At 46.7% G+C, this 16,834-nt stretch carries 19 protein-coding genes; 18 read left to right on the plus strand and 1 reads right to left on the minus strand.

The annotated features are described in order from the left end of the window. Window positions 1-16 precede the first annotated feature (16 nt). From BC8716_RS07925 to upp, 8 genes are all read left to right on the plus strand, one after another. Entirely contained in the window at window positions 17-826 is an 810-nt protein-coding gene (locus BC8716_RS07925; protein ID WP_094424660.1) for a ribonuclease E inhibitor RraB, read from the plus strand. Window positions 827-961: 135 nt separating this feature from the next. Then, window positions 962-1,504, plus strand: a complete 543-nt coding sequence (locus BC8716_RS07930) for a manganese efflux pump MntP (RefSeq protein WP_094424662.1) — start codon at window positions 962-964, stop codon at window positions 1,502-1,504. A gap of 114 nt (window positions 1,505-1,618) precedes the next feature. Next, window positions 1,619-2,050: a low molecular weight protein arginine phosphatase gene (locus BC8716_RS07935; protein WP_094424664.1), complete on the plus strand. Its 432-nt coding sequence runs from the start codon at window positions 1,619-1,621 to the stop codon at window positions 2,048-2,050. Window positions 2,051-2,061: 11 nt separating this feature from the next. Continuing rightward, window positions 2,062-3,375: a methyl-accepting chemotaxis protein gene (locus BC8716_RS07940; RefSeq protein WP_094424666.1), complete on the plus strand. Its 1,314-nt coding sequence runs from the start codon at window positions 2,062-2,064 to the stop codon at window positions 3,373-3,375. A 51-nt stretch (window positions 3,376-3,426) separates the two neighbouring features. After that, window positions 3,427-3,876, plus strand: coding sequence for a ribose 5-phosphate isomerase B (rpiB, locus tag BC8716_RS07945; protein ID WP_094424668.1), 450 nt, complete (start codon window positions 3,427-3,429; stop codon window positions 3,874-3,876). Beyond that, window positions 3,873-4,418, plus strand: a complete 546-nt coding sequence (locus tag BC8716_RS07950) for a TIGR01440 family protein (RefSeq protein ID WP_094424670.1) — start codon at window positions 3,873-3,875, stop codon at window positions 4,416-4,418. The genes rpiB and BC8716_RS07950 overlap by 4 nt, the downstream gene beginning before the upstream one ends. 229 nt (window positions 4,419-4,647) lie before the next feature. Next, the gene (glyA, locus tag BC8716_RS07955; protein WP_157730526.1) at window positions 4,648-5,901 is read left to right on the plus strand and encodes a serine hydroxymethyltransferase; all 1,254 of its coding nucleotides are present in this window, start codon (window positions 4,648-4,650) and stop codon (window positions 5,899-5,901) included. Window positions 5,902-6,174: 273 nt separating this feature from the next. Further along, on the plus strand, window positions 6,175-6,804 hold the full coding sequence (gene upp / locus BC8716_RS07960; RefSeq protein ID WP_011248696.1) for a uracil phosphoribosyltransferase: 630 nt from the start codon (window positions 6,175-6,177) through the stop codon (window positions 6,802-6,804). Window positions 6,805-6,825: 21 nt separating this feature from the next. On the opposite strand, the gene BC8716_RS07965 is transcribed toward upp, so the two are convergent. Then, complete coding sequence (locus tag BC8716_RS07965; protein WP_094424674.1) at window positions 6,826-7,299, minus strand: GNAT family N-acetyltransferase; 474 nt, start codon at window positions 7,297-7,299, stop codon at window positions 6,826-6,828. A 189-nt stretch (window positions 7,300-7,488) separates the two neighbouring features. Here BC8716_RS07965 and BC8716_RS07970 point away from each other — a divergent pair, with 189 nt between their 5' ends. The 10 genes from BC8716_RS07970 (at window position 7,489) to atpD (ending at window position 16,786) form a co-directional block, all read left to right on the plus strand. After that, window positions 7,489-9,768, plus strand: a complete 2,280-nt coding sequence (locus BC8716_RS07970) for a S8 family serine peptidase (RefSeq protein ID WP_094424676.1) — start codon at window positions 7,489-7,491, stop codon at window positions 9,766-9,768. A 357-nt stretch (window positions 9,769-10,125) separates the two neighbouring features. After that, window positions 10,126-10,350, plus strand: coding sequence for an AtpZ/AtpI family protein (locus BC8716_RS07975; RefSeq protein ID WP_062745032.1), 225 nt, complete (start codon window positions 10,126-10,128; stop codon window positions 10,348-10,350). Further along, on the plus strand, window positions 10,350-10,748 hold the full coding sequence (locus BC8716_RS07980) for an ATP synthase subunit I (protein ID WP_011248692.1): 399 nt from the start codon (window positions 10,350-10,352) through the stop codon (window positions 10,746-10,748). Before BC8716_RS07975 ends, BC8716_RS07980 begins: the two co-directional genes overlap by 1 nt. A gap of 6 nt (window positions 10,749-10,754) precedes the next feature. Next, a complete protein-coding gene (atpB, locus tag BC8716_RS07985) occupies window positions 10,755-11,471 on the plus strand; it encodes a F0F1 ATP synthase subunit A (RefSeq protein WP_011248691.1) in 717 nt (238 codons plus the stop codon). Window positions 11,472-11,543: 72 nt separating this feature from the next. After that, window positions 11,544-11,759: a F0F1 ATP synthase subunit C gene (gene atpE / locus BC8716_RS07990; protein ID WP_011248690.1), complete on the plus strand. Its 216-nt coding sequence runs from the start codon at window positions 11,544-11,546 to the stop codon at window positions 11,757-11,759. Window positions 11,760-11,865: 106 nt separating this feature from the next. Next, the gene (gene atpF / locus BC8716_RS07995; RefSeq protein ID WP_011248689.1) at window positions 11,866-12,351 is read left to right on the plus strand and encodes a F0F1 ATP synthase subunit B; all 486 of its coding nucleotides are present in this window, start codon (window positions 11,866-11,868) and stop codon (window positions 12,349-12,351) included. Beyond that, the gene (locus BC8716_RS08000) at window positions 12,348-12,893 is read left to right on the plus strand and encodes a F0F1 ATP synthase subunit delta (RefSeq protein ID WP_063609284.1); all 546 of its coding nucleotides are present in this window, start codon (window positions 12,348-12,350) and stop codon (window positions 12,891-12,893) included. Before atpF ends, BC8716_RS08000 begins: the two co-directional genes overlap by 4 nt. A gap of 34 nt (window positions 12,894-12,927) precedes the next feature. Further along, window positions 12,928-14,442 carry a F0F1 ATP synthase subunit alpha gene (atpA, locus tag BC8716_RS08005; protein WP_063609285.1) on the plus strand — a complete coding sequence of 505 codons (1,515 nt, stop codon included), beginning with the start codon at window positions 12,928-12,930 and terminating at the stop codon, window positions 14,440-14,442. A gap of 33 nt (window positions 14,443-14,475) precedes the next feature. Beyond that, window positions 14,476-15,342, plus strand: a complete 867-nt coding sequence (gene atpG / locus BC8716_RS08010) for an ATP synthase F1 subunit gamma (protein ID WP_063609286.1) — start codon at window positions 14,476-14,478, stop codon at window positions 15,340-15,342. A gap of 31 nt (window positions 15,343-15,373) precedes the next feature. Then, a complete protein-coding gene (atpD, locus tag BC8716_RS08015; protein ID WP_063609287.1) occupies window positions 15,374-16,786 on the plus strand; it encodes a F0F1 ATP synthase subunit beta in 1,413 nt (470 codons plus the stop codon). Window positions 16,787-16,834: the final 48 nt, after the last annotated feature.

The following is a 16,834-nucleotide window of genomic DNA, read 5'->3' on the forward strand; positions in this document are numbered from 1 at the left end:
AGTACGGAGGGGAAAGATGGCAAGGTTTGAGGCAAAGATGAACTACTCTACGTTTGTAGAGAAAGAAACAGACGTAATATACGGGACGATACAAGTAAAGCTTGCCCGTGAGGAATGGGACGTTCCTTATTATATTATATCCGATGACGTATTTGCCCATGAACGAAGAGAGTTTGACGGGCGAGGCGAATTACAAGAGATTCTAGATATGATTTCGTTTTTTTATAACGAAACAGATGCAGAGCTCGAGAGCGTTGTGGTTTTGAAGCCGTTTCCTGAAGCGATTGCAGCCATCGAGTCATTTTCAGATTGGCTTGAAGAGTGGCAGCGCTATTTTCATTTAAGCGGTTTGAAAGATGTAGGCTATATTCATGATGTGGCTCGTCCCGATGCTGACGCGATCGCTCAAATCTTGGAAGACCATGGTTTTGAAAAAGAACTTCTGTCTGAGGACGAAAGCAGAGCCTTTTATTTTTACTCGACAGCATTGCCTGTCCCTGTTGACTTCCCTAACGACGAGGAAGGCATCGTTTTACAACAGTTAAAAAATGCCGGCTGCGATTTGGAGAAGCCACGGGAAGTGGAATTCATGCTTTTAATGGAGAATAAACGAATGGCGAAGAAAGCGGCGAGGCTAGTGAGCCAACATGGGTTTGAAACAAGCCTCCATGAAGAAGAACAAGGTTATGCCCTTTCCTGCACATTAGAAATGGTGCTTACATACAAAGCGGTTAAAGCGAAATTAAAGGAACTCGAAGACTTGACAACGGAGTTCGGCGCTGTTTTGGATGGCTGGAGCGCCATGACGGATGAAGCAGAACAATAATCGATGAAAGTCTGTTGCTATAAGCGGCAGGCTTTTTTCCTGCTCCTTTTTAGACAACCGCTTTCGGCTTGTCTAAATTTTCGCCGACGTGCATATGTTCAAATAGCATGTTTTTTGCGAAAGAGGGGATAAACAATGCATGAGTTTGTGACGATATGTATAATGGCGGCAGCTTTAGGGATGGATGCCTTTTCTGTGGCGCTCGGTATGGGCATGTTGAAGTTGTCAGGCAAACAAATTTTTCGAATCGGCCTAACAATTGGTTTGTTTCATGTGGCCATGCCCCTCGCCGGAATGGCTGTAGGAAAATGGCTTTCAGGCCACTTTGATGTCATTGCGACTTATATTGGCGGGGGCTTACTATTGGTAATTGGCGTACAAATGGTACTAAACGCCTTTTCTGACCATGAAGCTGAAGGCATGAAACCCGCTGGTTGGGGTTTGCTATTATTTGCGGTCGGTGTCAGCCTTGACAGCTTTTCTGCCGGACTGTCATTCGGCATTCTTGGTACGGAAATGTATTTGACAGTCGGGATGATCGGGGCGATGAGCATGGTGATGTCATGGCTTGGTTTGATCATTGGCTCTCATTTTCAAAAGTTTTTAGGTGCATATGGCGAGCTGCTAGGCGGCCTTGTGTTGATTGGCTTTGGCTTAAAGATTATGCTTCCCCTCTAATGCTAAGGGAACGGCCGTCACGGTGTTTCCATAGCGTAATGGTTGGGCACGTTTAACCCCCAAAAGCAGATATGGTAGACTAAAACAAACGACTTTGGGAGGAAAAACGACAAAATGAAAAAACGTGTATTGTTTGTATGCACTGGGAATACATGCCGCTCGCCGCTTGCGGAAGCGTTTTTAAGAAAAGAAGGGAAAGACGCCTACGAAGTACGCTCTGCTGGCCTTTTTGCTCATGCAGGAAGCGGTCTTTCGAGCGGCTCTCAATATGTACTTGAAAAGGAAGGCTTATTGTACAAGCATGAAGCGCAGCAAGTAACTGCAGAATTGATTGATTGGGCTGATATCGTGTTGGTCATGTCACAAAGCCATAAAGCCCAGCTTGAAAGCATGTACGAACATGTAGAGGTGCAAACGTTGAAAGAAGCTGCTGGCGGAACAGGTGACATTTCCGATCCATTTGGTGGCTCTACAGAAACGTATGAAAAAACCGCAGCGGAAATTAGAGCGGCCGTATTAAAATTTATCGAAAAAAACGAAGCATAGAGGGTGACGATGTGGAAGGGAACGGTGTCGGCAGAACATATAAATTCAGCATTCGCAAAAAGTTAGTAGTAGGAGTCAGCGCAGTAGCCGTTGTGACATTTGCCTGCAGCGCGTTTATTTTATATTTCCTGGCTGATTATCTCGCCCAGGCGATGTCTATTGACCCTCGGTTGGTGATACCGTTAACGTTATTTGTCGGTGTCATTTGGAGCGCCATTTTTGGCTATTTGCTTGCCCCCTTTATTACAAAACCTTTAAGCGAATTGGAACGGGCTGTCACACAAGCAGCCGCTGGTTCTGTCAATACATCTGTAAAACTTTCCAAATCGGATGACGAGCTACGGGCTTTAGGGATTGCTTGCAATGACATGCTTGCCAGCTTAAAGCAAATGACTTCGGACATTGAGGTGAACTTTGTCGAAACCGATAAGCGTGTCAAACAGCTCGCTGATGCTACTGAGCGATCTTCGAGCCAAGGCGAGCAAATTGGTTTGACGATGGCAGAGATCGCCAGTGGCGCTGAAGCCTCTGCAAAGGCGATTCAAGAAACGGCAGCCTCCTTAGAAGATACGACGCGTATGGCAACAGAAATGAAAGCAAAAGCAGACTCCTCAAAAGGCCAGGCGGAAGAGATGGTTGCTACTCTCGAAGAAAGCCGCAAACGGACAGATTCACTCGTGAACGGAGTGGGCGAGCTATCCAAAAAGCAAGAGGCGTCTTTGCAGTCTGTTCGCCGTTTAGAACAGCAAGCGGCGGAAGTGGAAACAATCGCTAGTTTCGTTGGCTCGATCGCAAAACAGACGAATTTGCTTGCTTTAAATGCGTCAATAGAGGCATCAAGGGCTGGCGAACATGGCAAAGGCTTTGCCGTAGTTGCTAATGAAGTGCGAAACCTGGCAGATGAGTGTGCCCGCGCTGTCGCTTCTATAGGGGAATTAATTGCTGCCATCCAAGAAGAAATGCAGCAGACGGTGGCCGATATTGAAGTGCAAGCAGCGGTTGCCCGAAAACAGAGAGAGGAAAGCGAACAGACCACTGCAGCAATTGCCAAGATGGAAGCGTCTGTGAAAAAGGTGGCCGCATTAGTTGGCGAAGTGTCGGCATTGTCAGACAAGCAGCAGCAATCGATCAAGGAAAGCTCATTAAAAACACAGGAAGTGGCAGCGATTGCAGAAGAAACATCTGCCGGAGCAGAGGAAGTCGCCGCGATGACAGAGGAACAAAGCCAAGCTTTAGAAGAAGCGGCAAAGCTATCCTTTGACTTAGCGAATCAAGCCAAGCAATTGAAGACAACGATTGAAAAGTTTACAATAGAATCAACCTAGTAAAAGCGTCGATATAGGACGCTTTTTTTAAACCAAAAGGAGTGTCCAACAATGAAGATTGCGATTGCTTCAGACCACGGTGGAACAAGGCTTCGTGCAGAAATTACAGCGATGTTAGAGGAAATGGGGCTTTCCTATAAAGATTTTGGCTGTGATTGTGAAGGCTCTGTCGATTACCCAGATTATGCCCTTCCTGTCGCAGAAAAAGTGGCGCAAGGAGAGTTTGACCGCGGCATTTTAATTTGTGGGACAGGCATCGGCATGTCAATTGCTGCCAATAAAGTAAGAGGCATTCGTTGTGCCCTTGTTCATGATACATTTAGCGCAAAAGCGACAAGACAGCATAACGATACAAATATGATTGCATTAGGGGAGCGAGTCATAGGCCCTGGGCTTGCTGTTGAAATTGTTCAAACATGGCTCGGAGAAGCGTTTGAAGGCGGACGCCACCAGACGAGAATCGGCAAAATTGCTGCTTATGAAGAGAAGGCGGGCTTATGACGGCAATAAAAACAACCTTGATCGATTTGCTTTACGAGTTTACAAAGGAAGCGCCTCCTTTGGCGGGAAAACTTTTTGTTGTTGGCGCATCGACAAGTGAAGTGGGAGGCGGACGGATCGGAAAACAAGGTTCAGACAAGATTGCGGCTGAACTATATGACGCTTTCGTTCACTTTAGCAAAGAAACAGGCGCTCATCTCCTTTTCCAATGCTGTGAACATTTAAACCGTGCTTTAGTGGTTGAGCGTGCCATTGCCCATGCCCACCGGTTCACAGAAGTAGCGGCTGTACCTGTACCTCGGGCTGGCGGTGCTATGGCTGCGTACGCCTATAAGCATATGCAAGACCCTGTTCTAGTTGAACAAGCTGACTGCGACGCTGGGATTGACATTGGCGATACATTCATCGGCATGCATTTAAAGCCGGTCGCTGTACCTGTGCGCGTTTCAGCAAATTCATTAGGCAGCGCCCACGTAACGTTTGCCTATTCTAGGCCGAAATTAATTGGCGGAGAACGGGCCCGCTATTCCCTTAAAGATTAGCGCTATCAAGGCTGCGGCGATCGGTTGTCAGGAAGCGTCGCTGCCAGTACAAACAACGAAACGCAGATTGCAACGTCCTTTTTTAATGGAAAGGGATAACGGTTGAAACTGAATAAAAGAAAAAAATCGCTTATTATCTTCCGGAAAAACCTATTCTTTTAGCGATATATACGATAAAATGAAAAGCAATTAGACTAAAAAACGAATGTTGTGAGAGGGGCAGGGTATGATGGAACATTTAAAAACGCAAGATCCAGCCGTATTTGAAGCGATTCGCCAAGAACTTGGCCGGCAACGAGACAAAATTGAATTGATTGCTTCAGAGAACTTTGTCAGCGAAGCGGTTATGGAAGCGCAAGGCTCGGTCTTGACGAATAAATATGCAGAAGGCTATCCTGGTCGCCGTTATTATGGTGGCTGCGAGTATGTTGATATTGCTGAAGACGTCGCGCGCGACAGAGCGAAACAACTTTTTGGCGCCGCATATGTTAATGTTCAGCCGCATTCTGGCGCACAAGCAAACATGGGCGTTTATTTTACTATTCTCGAACATGGAGACACGGTGCTTGGCATGAACTTGTCCCATGGTGGCCATTTAACGCACGGCAGCCCAGTCAATTTTAGTGGCATTCAATACCGTTTTGTGGAATACGGCGTCCGTGAAGACGACAAGCGCATCGATTACGAAGCCGTTAGAGAAGCAGCCAAGACGCACCAGCCTAAATTAATTGTAGCTGGAGCAAGTGCTTACCCCCGTGAAATCGACTTTAAAAAATTCCGGGAAATTGCGGATGAAGTTGGCGCTTATCTTATGGTAGACATGGCCCATATTGCTGGCCTTGTCGCTGCAGGCCTCCATCAAAACCCTGTGCCATACGCCCATTTTGTCACAACCACGACTCATAAAACGTTACGTGGCCCACGGGGCGGCATGATTTTGTGCAATGAGGAGACGGCAGAGGAATTTGGGAAAAAGCTCGATAAATCGATCTTTCCAGGCATTCAAGGCGGCCCGCTTATGCACGTGATTGCCGCAAAAGCGGTTGCCTTTGGAGAAGCATTGTCAGATGAATTTAAAACGTATGCCAAGCAAATCATTGCCAATGCAAAGCGCCTTGGCGAAAAGCTTCAAGCGGAAGGCGTGGACATCGTTTCTGCTGGCACGGATAACCATTTGCTGTTGCTTGATTTGCGTTCCTTGCAATTAACCGGCAAAGTCGCTGAAAAAGCGTTAGATGCTGTCGGCATTACAACCAATAAAAACGCAATTCCATTTGATCCTGAGAAACCATTTGTAACGAGTGGCATTCGAATTGGCACCGCCGCTGTTACATCGCGTGGCTTTGGGGAAAACGAAATGGATGAAATTGGCGAACTCATTGCACTGACGCTCAAAAACATCGACAATGAAGAAGTGCTAAACAGCGTCCGTTCTCGTGTTGCCGCATTGACAAAAACATTCCCGATGTACCCAAATTTGTAAGTTTTAGCAGCCTTCTTGTACAAGAAGGCTGCAGACCGTAGACAAACGCTCGCATACGTCGTCGTTTGTCTCGGTCATATCCTCATGAACCCCCGTTCTATTCGCATCTTCCCTCGCCTGCACTCCTAGTCTGTCAAGCGTTTTCTATCAGTCTGTAATGTTTGTCGGCAAATCGTGTGTTTTTGAACTTTCACTTGAAGGAGAAAGGGGTCTTCATGTAAAATCAATCAGAGTGTGTCGAAAAATGGCGATATAGGAAAAGGAGTGTAAGCGATGGGAAAAGTGCATGTTTTGGATCACCCGCTGATTCAGCATAAGCTATCTTATATTCGTGACAAGCATACAGGTACAAAAGAATTCCGCGAGCTCGTTGATGAAGTGGCGGCCTTAATGGCGTTTGAAGTGACCCGTGATTTGCCTTTGGAAGCTGCAGAAATCGAAACACCTGTCGGGCCAGCTAAAGTGAAAAAACTGGCAGGGAAAAAATTAGGTTTGGTTCCGATTTTGCGCGCCGGTATCGGCATGTCAGAAGGGATTTTGCGTATGATTCCTGCTGCCCGTGTCGGCCATGTCGGCTTGTATCGTGATCCTGAAACGCTAAAGCCCCATGAGTATTACGTAAAGTTACCGAATGATGTTGAAGAGCGGGAATTGCTTGTCATTGATCCGATGTTGGCAACAGGTGGCTCTGTCGTCGAAGCAATCAATAGTTTGAAAAAGCGCGGTGCAAAAAGCATGCGTCTCATTTGTCTTGTAGCTGCTCCGGAAGGCGTCGCTTATGTACAAAAGGAACATCCAGATGTTGATATTTACTTAGCTGCGCTTGATGAAAAGCTAAATGAAAAAGGCTACATTGTGCCAGGGCTTGGCGATGCCGGCGATCGGCTGTTTGGTACAAAATAACGAACGAGTAGTCGCCCACATTCATGCATGGCGAGAATGTGGGCGCTGCTTTGTGGAAAAGTCGATTTCATAGCAGGGAAAGCCTTGTCCCTCTTGGTGGACAGGTTCATAGCCGAGCTTTTCATAAAAGGCGGTCGCACTGAAAGAAGCATGCCATTGCAGCCAAGTAGCGTGGCGTATGTGCGACCAACGAAGAACGCCTTTAAATAGTTGCCGTCCTGCGCCTTTTGATCTGTGTTCAGGAAGGACGTACAATTCCTGGAGGCGGCATAGCTTCGTACCGGTACGTAAATGCACGCCAAAATCTTGCGCCCACACGTAGCCAATTAATTCGTCTTGTTCTTCGGCAACGGCAATGTAATGGTGTGAATCGTTGGAGTATCGCTTAAACCGGTGCTCTAAACGATGTTGGTCGTCAGGGCTTCCTTGTTCCATCATTAGTTTGCATACAGATGGTCCATCGTGTTGGACCGATTCGCGAATGAGCACGTTCATTTACGTTCCCTCCAAATTTATTTATCCACATAACCCTCATAATTACCCACAGCAATCATTAGTTATCAACAGAAAAACACGATTTTATCCACAGTTGTATACATTCTATGCACAAAAAACGCTTTCCTGCATAGCGAGCTGCGTATAGACACATACTACACGTTACGACACGCAGTAGGGGAGATCATCATGAAACGAGTGCAAGCTTGCATACTGCTGGTTTTATTAGGTTGTTCAGGACTTATTCCGCACATGGCGGCTGCCGAAACCTATCCTGTTACGCCAAGGGCGATGGAAACCGTATCTGACGAGCAGCAAAGCGGCAGGCGAGTGGTCATTGTATCGGCGAAAGGGAATGTCGACAACGCAGTAGAGCAAGTAAAGGATGCGGTTCCTTCAGCCAAAATTAGGCATGTTTTTAAAGTGGTTTACGGAGGATTTTCGCTAGATTTATTAGAAGAAGACATCGATACATTAAAAAAATTAGACGGGATTGCCCGCGTTGATGATATTGCTATTTACCAGCCAAGCCTTGAAGGCAGCATTCCATTTGTGGGTGCAGGAAAAAGCGATAAGCGCCACTTAGGGCCAGGAGGGGAAGCATTGACTGGCAAGGGCGTCAAAGTCGGCGTCATTGATACAGGAGTGGATTACGAACACCCTGATTTGCGCGCCAATGTAAAAGGTGGTTACGATGTTATCGATGAAGATGAAGACCCAATGGAAACAAAAGCGGACCAAGGAGAGCCGACTTTCCATGGAACTCATGTTGCTGGCGTCATTGCCGCCAATGGCCGCATAAAAGGAGTTGCCCCTGAAGCAGAAATCTACGCTTACCGCGCTCTTGGACCAGGTGGGCAAGGGACGACTGAACAAGTTTTGGAAGCGATTGAAAAAGCGGTTGCCGATGGAGTAGACGTTTTAAATTTGTCACTTGGAAATACGGTAAATGGACCAGATTGGCCGACTAGCCTTGCTTTGGATCGCGCAGTTGACAAAGGCGTAGTCGCTGTGACTTCAAGTGGCAACAGCGGGCCGAATATGTGGACTGTCGGTTCACCTGGGACTTCGGCAAAAGCGATCTCTGTCGGTGCCTCACTCCCGCCAGTGGAAATTCCTTATATAACATTGACGAATGAAAAGGAGCGCCGGCTTGAATTAACGCCACTCGTTGGCGCAAAGCCATGGAAGCTTAAGCGCGACATTCCCATTGTCGAAGCAGGACATGGACTTGTTTCTGATTATAAGGGCGTTGACGCAAAAGGAAAGCTCGTCTTAGTAAAAAGGGGGCGTTCTACTTTTGCTGAAAAAATGGAGACAGCACGAAAAGCGGGGGCAACTGGGATTTTAATTTACAATAATTTAAAAGGAAGTTTTGCAGGGGGCGTTATACAGCCCGTTGACTTAATCGGGGCAAGCCTAAGCAAAGAAGACGGCGAATGGCTGCTTGAACAACTGGACCACTCAAAAAAAGAACTGTCCGTGCGCACTGGCTATGAACAAAAGCAAGACTTGCTGGCGTCATTTAGTTCCAGGGGGCCGGTTACTGAGACATGGGAAGTGAAACCAGATCTCGTTGCTCCAGGAGTGGCGATCCAGAGTACTGTACCGAAAGGTTATTTAGGCTTAAATGGAACGAGCATGGCCAGTCCCCATGTGGCAGGGGCAGCGGCTCTTTTGATCCAACAACATCCAGACTGGAACCCTGAACAAGTAAAAGCAGCTTTAATGAACACAACGAAGCGTTTAGTCGATGAAGAGGGAAGAGAGTACATGCCCCACGAACAAGGCGCTGGAAGGCTGCAAGTAGACAAGGCGCTTGAAACGAAGACGCTTGTCTACCCGAGTTCGCTAACGTTCGGCACTTGGGAAAAAAAAGCACCACGTACAAAAAGAGAGCTAACGATTACGATTGAAAACATGGAAAGCAAAGCGAGAGTGTACCATATTGCTCCGCCGCTAGGAGAGTTGGATGGAATTGAGTGGGAAACCCCTTTTTCGGTAACCGTTGGTCCCAACGAAAAGAAGCAAGTGACGCTCGCTGCTGACATTGACCCGGCGCTTTTACAAGAAGGGCTTCACGCTGGCACAGTCGAAATTACAGGCGGGAGCGACACGATCCGCCTTCCATATGTGTTGTTTATGGAAGAACCGAATTACCCGCGGGTGATGGCCTTTCAATTTGCCCATGGCGATGCTAAAAATAGTTATTACTACGAGTACTATTTGCCAGGAGGGGCAGAAGAATCAGGGATTGCCTTATTTGATCCCGATACGTTTGAATTTGTAGATGTCCTTGTCTCCCACGAACAGTCTGAGCGTGGAATGGTAAGCGGCGAGCTATCTGATTTAAGTGTGGCTCCAGGCCGATACAGAGCGTTAGTGTTTGCGAAAAGTGAAGGCGTAAAAGACACAATCGAGGCGTTCATTGATGTCGGGGAGCCGCCGCTTTTCCCAAAAGAAGGCTAATACATGAAAAAACCGCATTCTCAGGCGGTTTTTTTCGTGTATTTGGACATATGAAAAGCGTTTTGTCAATTGGTTATCGTTCTTCCTGCAGGCGAATTGCAAGAAAATCGCAATGTTTAATTTGGCGGCTAGGGCAAAAAATGCCTCTGTGCATATAGGTAGCGCTTTATTTGGGAAATCTCAAACAATACTATGACAGTTGTGTGAACAAATCAAGGCTCTTTCATAACTCTTGTGATTTCCTTGTAAAATTCGTTGACACTTGGGGGTGGCTATTGTACGATTATAAGGGTCCTCATGATAAGGGTTACATGTGCGTTATGAATGGGTTTGCAATATGCGATGGAGGTCGTTTCATTGTCTAAACCAAACCGGAATCCAATGCGTGCGTTTGCGCTTGTGTCCATCATCACTTCCTACGTTGTTGGTGGTGTTGTTGGCGGGTTATTTCTTGGACTTTGGCTCGACAAATTGTTTGGGTTAGAACCCCTTTTTTTGATTATTTGCTTGTTAGCTGGCCTAGGGACTGGTACATATGGCATTTATAAAGCGGTTCAGCCATTTTTAGGAGACGATCAATAGTGCCGGAACCGAAAAGCCTTCTAAAACAGCAAATGTGGCATTATTCGTGTATAGTTGGATTTATCAGTCTCATTTTCGTCATAGGTTCTATCTTTACACCACTCCAAACGATTTTCCTCGGCCTTTTACTAGGCGTCTCTGTCAGCTATTTGAATTTGTGGATCACTTACCACAACGCAAGCGTCATAGGAACGAACGTCGCTCCGTCGAAACGACCCTTTATGGTTTTCGCGGGATTGGGATTTGTGTTTCGACTCATCTTTGCGTTCATAGCGATTTGGCTGGCTCTTCAATTTCCAGAAAACATCCATATTGTTGCGGTTGTGGTTGGGCTAGGGCTGCTATACGGTGTGATGATGGTCGACATGTTCATAAAAGCTCTCATACGAAAGAGGTGAAATAGTTTGCCGGAACATCATCAATATCAATTTGAATTCATGGGTTTGCTCTTTAATGGGACAACCATGATAACGACGACGATTGCAATGGCCATCGTGGTGATTATTACAGTCATTGGCTGCCGCAAATTGGCTATGCGTCCGACTGGGCTTCAAAATTTTATCGAGTGGGTAGTGGACTTTTGTCGTGGAATCATTAAGGCGAACATGGATTGGAAAGTGGGCGGCCGTTTTATTGTCCTCGCGTATGCGCTGCTTTTCTATGTGTTTGTTGCTAATATGATGGGGATTCCATTTGAATTAGTAACAAAAGAAGGCCATAACGTTTTTTGGAAATCGCCGACGTCTGATCCGGTTCTAACACTGACAATGGCTGTATTTATTGTCGTTTTGACCCATATTTATGGAATCATGGTGACAGGCCCATCTACTTATGGGAAAAGTTGGTTTACACCAAAATGGTTTTTGTTTCCATTTAAAGTGATTGAGGAAGGGTCAAATGCGTTAACTCTTGGTATGCGGCTTTTTGGGAATATTTATGCGAAAGAAATTCTTATGCTTCTTCTCGTTTCGTTAGGAACGACAGCGGTTTATTGGGGCATCTTCGCTTTTGTGCCGCTCATTGTGTGGCAAGCATTTAGTATTTTTATTGGTTCATTGCAAGCGTACATTTTTGCGATGTTGGCAATGGTGTACATGTCCCACAAAGTGGAACAACATTAATTTCGTGATTCTCGCTCAATTTCAGAGCATTAGTTACTATAAAAATTTAAACCTTAAGGGAGGATTTATCTAATGACAGAATTAGCGATTGGGATTGCAGCAGGTCTTGCAGCAATCGGGGGAGCAATTGGCGTAGCCATTATCGTTAAGGCAGTAATTGAAGGAACTGCACGTCAACCAGAACAACGCGGTACGCTACAAACGCTCATGTTTATTGGCGCGCCACTTGCAGAGGCCGTTCCGATTATTGCGATCGTTATTGCGTTCTTACTCTTCTTTATGGGATAACGCAAACATTTTATAGTTTGACTAGAGGGGCGACAGTGTTCTACAAAACAGAACCTCTCGCCTTTATTTATGCAAGGACGATTACTTCTGCAAAAGGGGTGTAAACATGGTCATCGAATGGGGCACAGCCCTCTACCAACTATTGGCATTCGCTGTGTTGCTTTTAATTCTTTCTAAATTTGCCCTCAAGCCGCTTCTTGGCGTCATGCAAAAACGGCAAGATATGATTAATGAGCAAATTGATTCAGCGGAACAAAACCGCAAGGAAGCTGAAAAACTGCTTGCAGAACAGCGGGAAGAAATGCAAAAGGCGCGAGTCGAAGCGCGTGAACTGATTGAAAATGCAAAAAAAGCAGGCGAACAGCAAGGGCAGGAAATGGTCCGCGCCGCCAAAGAAGAAGCACAGCGCATTCACCAGCAAGCGTTGGCGGAAATCCAAAACGAAAAAGACCAGGCTGTAGCCGCTCTTCGCGAACAGGTTGCGTCTCTCTCTGTCTTAATTGCACAGAAAGTTATTGAAAAAGAACTTGACGCAAGCGAGCAAGACCAGCTTGTCCAAGAGTATCTTAAACAAGCGAGCGAAGAGCTATGAGCAACAAGGCAGTAGCAAATCGTTACGCTGTTGCTCTTTTTGAGTTAGCGGAAGAAAAAGGGCAAACGGATGTGTTTGAACGGGAGCTTGAACTGGTACAGGAAGTGTTTGAAACGACGCCTCAATTAGAAACGGTGTTAGCCCAACCTGGGCTTTCTGCTGATAAAAAGCAAGCGCTCCTTCGGGATGCGTTTCAGGCTCATCTAAGTCCAGCAGTGATGAATACGATCAATTTGCTAATGGAACGGGGCCGTTATTCAGAAATCGTGGGCCTCGCTGGTGAATACAAACAATTAAACGATGACAAAAAAGGAATTGCTGAAGCAACTGTTTTTTCGGTTAAGGCGCTTTCGGACAGTGAAAAGAATCAAATTGCTGCCGTGTTTGCCCCAAAAGCTGGAAAACGGGAACTGCGAGTTGTGAATGTCGTCGATTCTGCTTTAATAGGCGGATTAAAAGTTCGTGTAGGCGACCGTGTCTTTGACGGTAGCATCCAAGGGCAGCTGAAACGCCTCGAAAAGCAATTGGTAGCAGGACAATAAGAACGTTAGAAACTGTCAGTTAGGGGTGAAACGAATGGCAAGCATTAAAGCGACAGAAATTAGCTCGCTCATTAAGCAACAGATCGACCAATTTGAAACAACGGTCAATGTGCAAGACGTAGGGACTGTTATTCGCGTCGGGGACGGTATTGCCTTCGCTCACGGGCTCGACAATGTCATGGCCGGCGAGCTACTTGAGTTCTCGACTGGGGTAATGGGAATGGCCCAAAACCTGGAAGAAGACAGTGTTGGGATTATTATTTTAGGTCCGTATACAGACATTCGTGAAGGGGACGAAGTCAAACGGACTGGCCGGATTATGGAAGTACCAGTAGGAAGCGAGCTTCTTGGCCGCGTCGTCAACCCGCTTGGCCAGCCTTTAGACGGCCTAGGACCAGTGCATACAAGCAAAACGCGTCCAATTGAAAGCCCAGCTCCAGGGGTAATGGCACGGAAATCGGTCCATGAACCATTGCAAACAGGGATTAAGTCGATTGACTCCATGATTCCAATTGGCCGTGGACAGCGGGAATTGATTATCGGCGACCGCCAAACAGGTAAAACGGCAATTGCTATTGATACGATCATCAACCAAAAAGACCAAGACATGATTTGTGTGTATGTAGCGATTGGCCAAAAAGAATCAACCGTTTCAGGTGTAGTTGAAACGCTTCGTCAACGGGGCGCCCTTGAGTATACAATTGTCGTCTCTGCAAGTGCGTCTGACCCTGCGCCATTGCTTTTCTTGGCTCCGTATACAGGCGTATCCATGGCAGAAGAATTTATGTATAACGGCAAGCATGTCCTTGTCATTTATGATGACTTGTCAAAACAAGCAGCTGCTTACCGGGAAATGTCATTGCTCCTTCGCCGCCCTCCAGGTCGCGAAGCTTTCCCAGGGGATGTTTTCTACTTGCACTCCCGCTTGTTAGAACGTGCTGCGAAATTGAATGATGACTTAGGAGGCGGCTCCATTACCGCGCTTCCATTCATTGAAACACAAGCCGGTGATGTTTCTGCTTATATTCCAACAAACGTTATTTCGATTACAGATGGACAAGTGTTCTTACAGTCCGACTTGTTCCACTCAGGCGTTCGCCCAGCAGTAAACCCAGGGATTTCTGTATCCCGTGTTGGTAATTCAGCACAAATTAAAGCGATGAAAAAAGTAGTGGGAACGCTGCGTCTTGACTTGGCTGCATACCGGGAACTTGAGGCGTTTGCCCAATTCGGTTCCGACTTGGATGCGGCAACGCAAGCGCGCTTGAACCGTGGTGAGCGCACAGTTGAATTGCTGAAGCAAGATTTGCACCAGCCGCTTCCGGTTGAAAAGCAAGTAGCAATTATTTACGCGCTGACGAAGGGCTATTTGGATGATGTACCTGTGGCTGATTGCCGCCGGTTTGAGTCTGAACTATTCACATATCTTGAAAGCAACAACAATGAATTGCTTGAGCATATTCGCACAACGGGCAATTTGCCTGAAGAAAGCGATTTGAAAGCAGCAATTGAAGCGTTTAAAAAAGGTTTTGTCGCTTCTAACGAATAGACGATTAGTTTTGCCCAGAAAGGCGGTGAACAAATGGCTTCTTTGCGCGACATTAAAAACCGGATAAACTCAACAAAAAAAACGAGGCAAATTACAAAGGCGATGCAAATGGTTTCAGCGGCTAAGCTGAACCGCGCCCAAGAAAAAGCGCAATCGTATGAAGTGTATGCCAAAAAAATGCGCGAAGTCGTTGGCAACATCGCTCAGGCAGGCAGTGATACAAGCCATCCGATGCTTGAAGAACGGCCTGTGAAAAAGACAGGTTATATTTTGATGACATCGGATACCGGCCTTGCAGGCGGCTATAATTCCAGCTTGCTGCGCGATATGATGAAAACTATCAATGAACGCCACGCTTCTGAAGACGAGTATGCGATTATTGTTCTTGGCCGCATCGGCCGCGACTTGCTCCGTACCCGGAAACAGCCGATCATTCAAGAAATGATTGAGGTCCCTGACCAACCTACTTTTAATGACGTAAGCGGGTTGGCCAAGTCTTCGGTTGAAATGTTTGCCGACGGTGTATTTGATGAATTGTATATTTGGTATAACCACTTTGTGTCACCGATGACGCAACGGGTTACTGAACAAAAACTGTTGCCTCTTGCTTCTGTAAATGAAGGCGACGAGAAAAGCAGCTCCAGTTTATACGAATTTGAGCCGTCGGAACAACAAATTTTGGAGGCCGTTCTTCCACGTTATGCAGAAAGCTTAATTTATGGCGCTCTTCTTGACGCAAAAGCAAGTGAATTCGGCGCGAGAATGACAGCTATGAGCGCAGCTACTGATAATGCTTCTGCATTAATTGATGAATTGACGCTTTCCTACAACCGAGCGCGTCAAGCAGCAATCACACAAGAAATTACCGAAATCGTTGGCGGTGCAGCCGCACTCGAATAAAACAAATGCTTATTAGTAGGAGGGAAAACGAATGTCAACAGGCCGTATCATTCAAATTACAGGGCCCGTCGTAGACGTGAAATTCCCAAGTGGACAGCTACCGGAAATCAATAACGCATTGACAGTCAACCAGCAAGGCGCAGCCGATGGCGCCGTTGATGTGAAAGTGACGTTAGAAGTAGCGCTTCACCTTGGAAACGATACAGTCCGCACGGTAGCAATGGGTTCAACTGACGGGCTTATGCGCGGAACAGAAGTCCTAGATACAGGCGGTCCTATCTCCGTCCCCGTTGGAGAAGAAACGCTCGGCCGCGTTTTTAATGTATTAGGTGAAGAGATTGACTTACAGGAGCCTGTGCCTGAAGGAACGCGCCGCGACCCAATCCACCGCGAGGCGCCAAGCTTCGAAGAACTGACAACGACGACTGAAATCCTTGAAACAGGCATTAAAGTCGTTGACTTGCTTGCTCCCTATACAAAGGGCGGAAAAATCGGCCTTTTTGGCGGTGCAGGTGTAGGGAAAACGGTCTTAATCCAAGAACTAATCAACAACGTTGCCCTTGAGCATGGCGGTATCTCTGTATTTGCTGGTGTCGGGGAACGGACACGTGAAGGAAATGACCTCTATCATGAAATGAAAGACGCCGGCGTTATCACCAAAACAGCGATGGTGTTCGGCCAAATGAACGAGCCACCTGGCGCCCGTATGCGTGTTGCTTTGACTGGCTTGACAATGGCCGAGTATTTCCGCGATGAACAAGGCGCAGATGTATTGTTGTTCATTGACAACATCTTCCGGTTTACGCAAGCTGGTTCAGAAGTGTCGGCTTTGCTTGGGCGTATGCCTTCAGCAGTAGGTTATCAGCCAACGCTTGCTACGGAAATGGGGCAGTTGCAAGAGCGTATTACATCGACGAAGAAAGGTTCGGTCACATCGATTCAGGCGATTTATGTACCTGCCGATGACTATACCGACCCAGCTCCGGCGACGACATTTGCCCACTTGGATGCCACAACAAACCTTGAACGTAAATTGACAGAACAAGGGATCTATCCAGCCGTGGACCCTCTTGCCTCCACATCACGTGCCCTTTCACCTGAGATTGTCGGTGAAGAGCATTACAATGTTGCACGAGGCGTGCAACAAACATTGCAAAAATATCGGGAACTGCAGGATATTATTGCGATCTTAGGGATGGAAGAACTGTCTGAAGAAGATAAATTGATTGTAGCTCGTGCTCGTCGTATCCAGTTCTTCCTGTCGCAGAATTTCCACGTCGCTGAGCAGTTTACAGGACAGCCAGGCTCTTATGTGCCGGTTAAAGAAACAATCCAAGGCTTTAAAGACATTCTTGCAGGCAAGTACGATGACCTCCCGGAAGATGCGTTCCGTCTCGTTGGCCGTATTGAAGAAGTCGTTGAAAAAGCCAAGCAAATGGCGTAAATCAATGCACAAGGAAACAGCTGTATTTGTTTCCTTGTCGCCTGATTG

Source organism: Shouchella clausii, from assembly GCF_002250115.1.
Taxonomy (GTDB): domain Bacteria; phylum Bacillota; class Bacilli; order Bacillales; family Bacillaceae_D; genus Shouchella; species Shouchella clausii.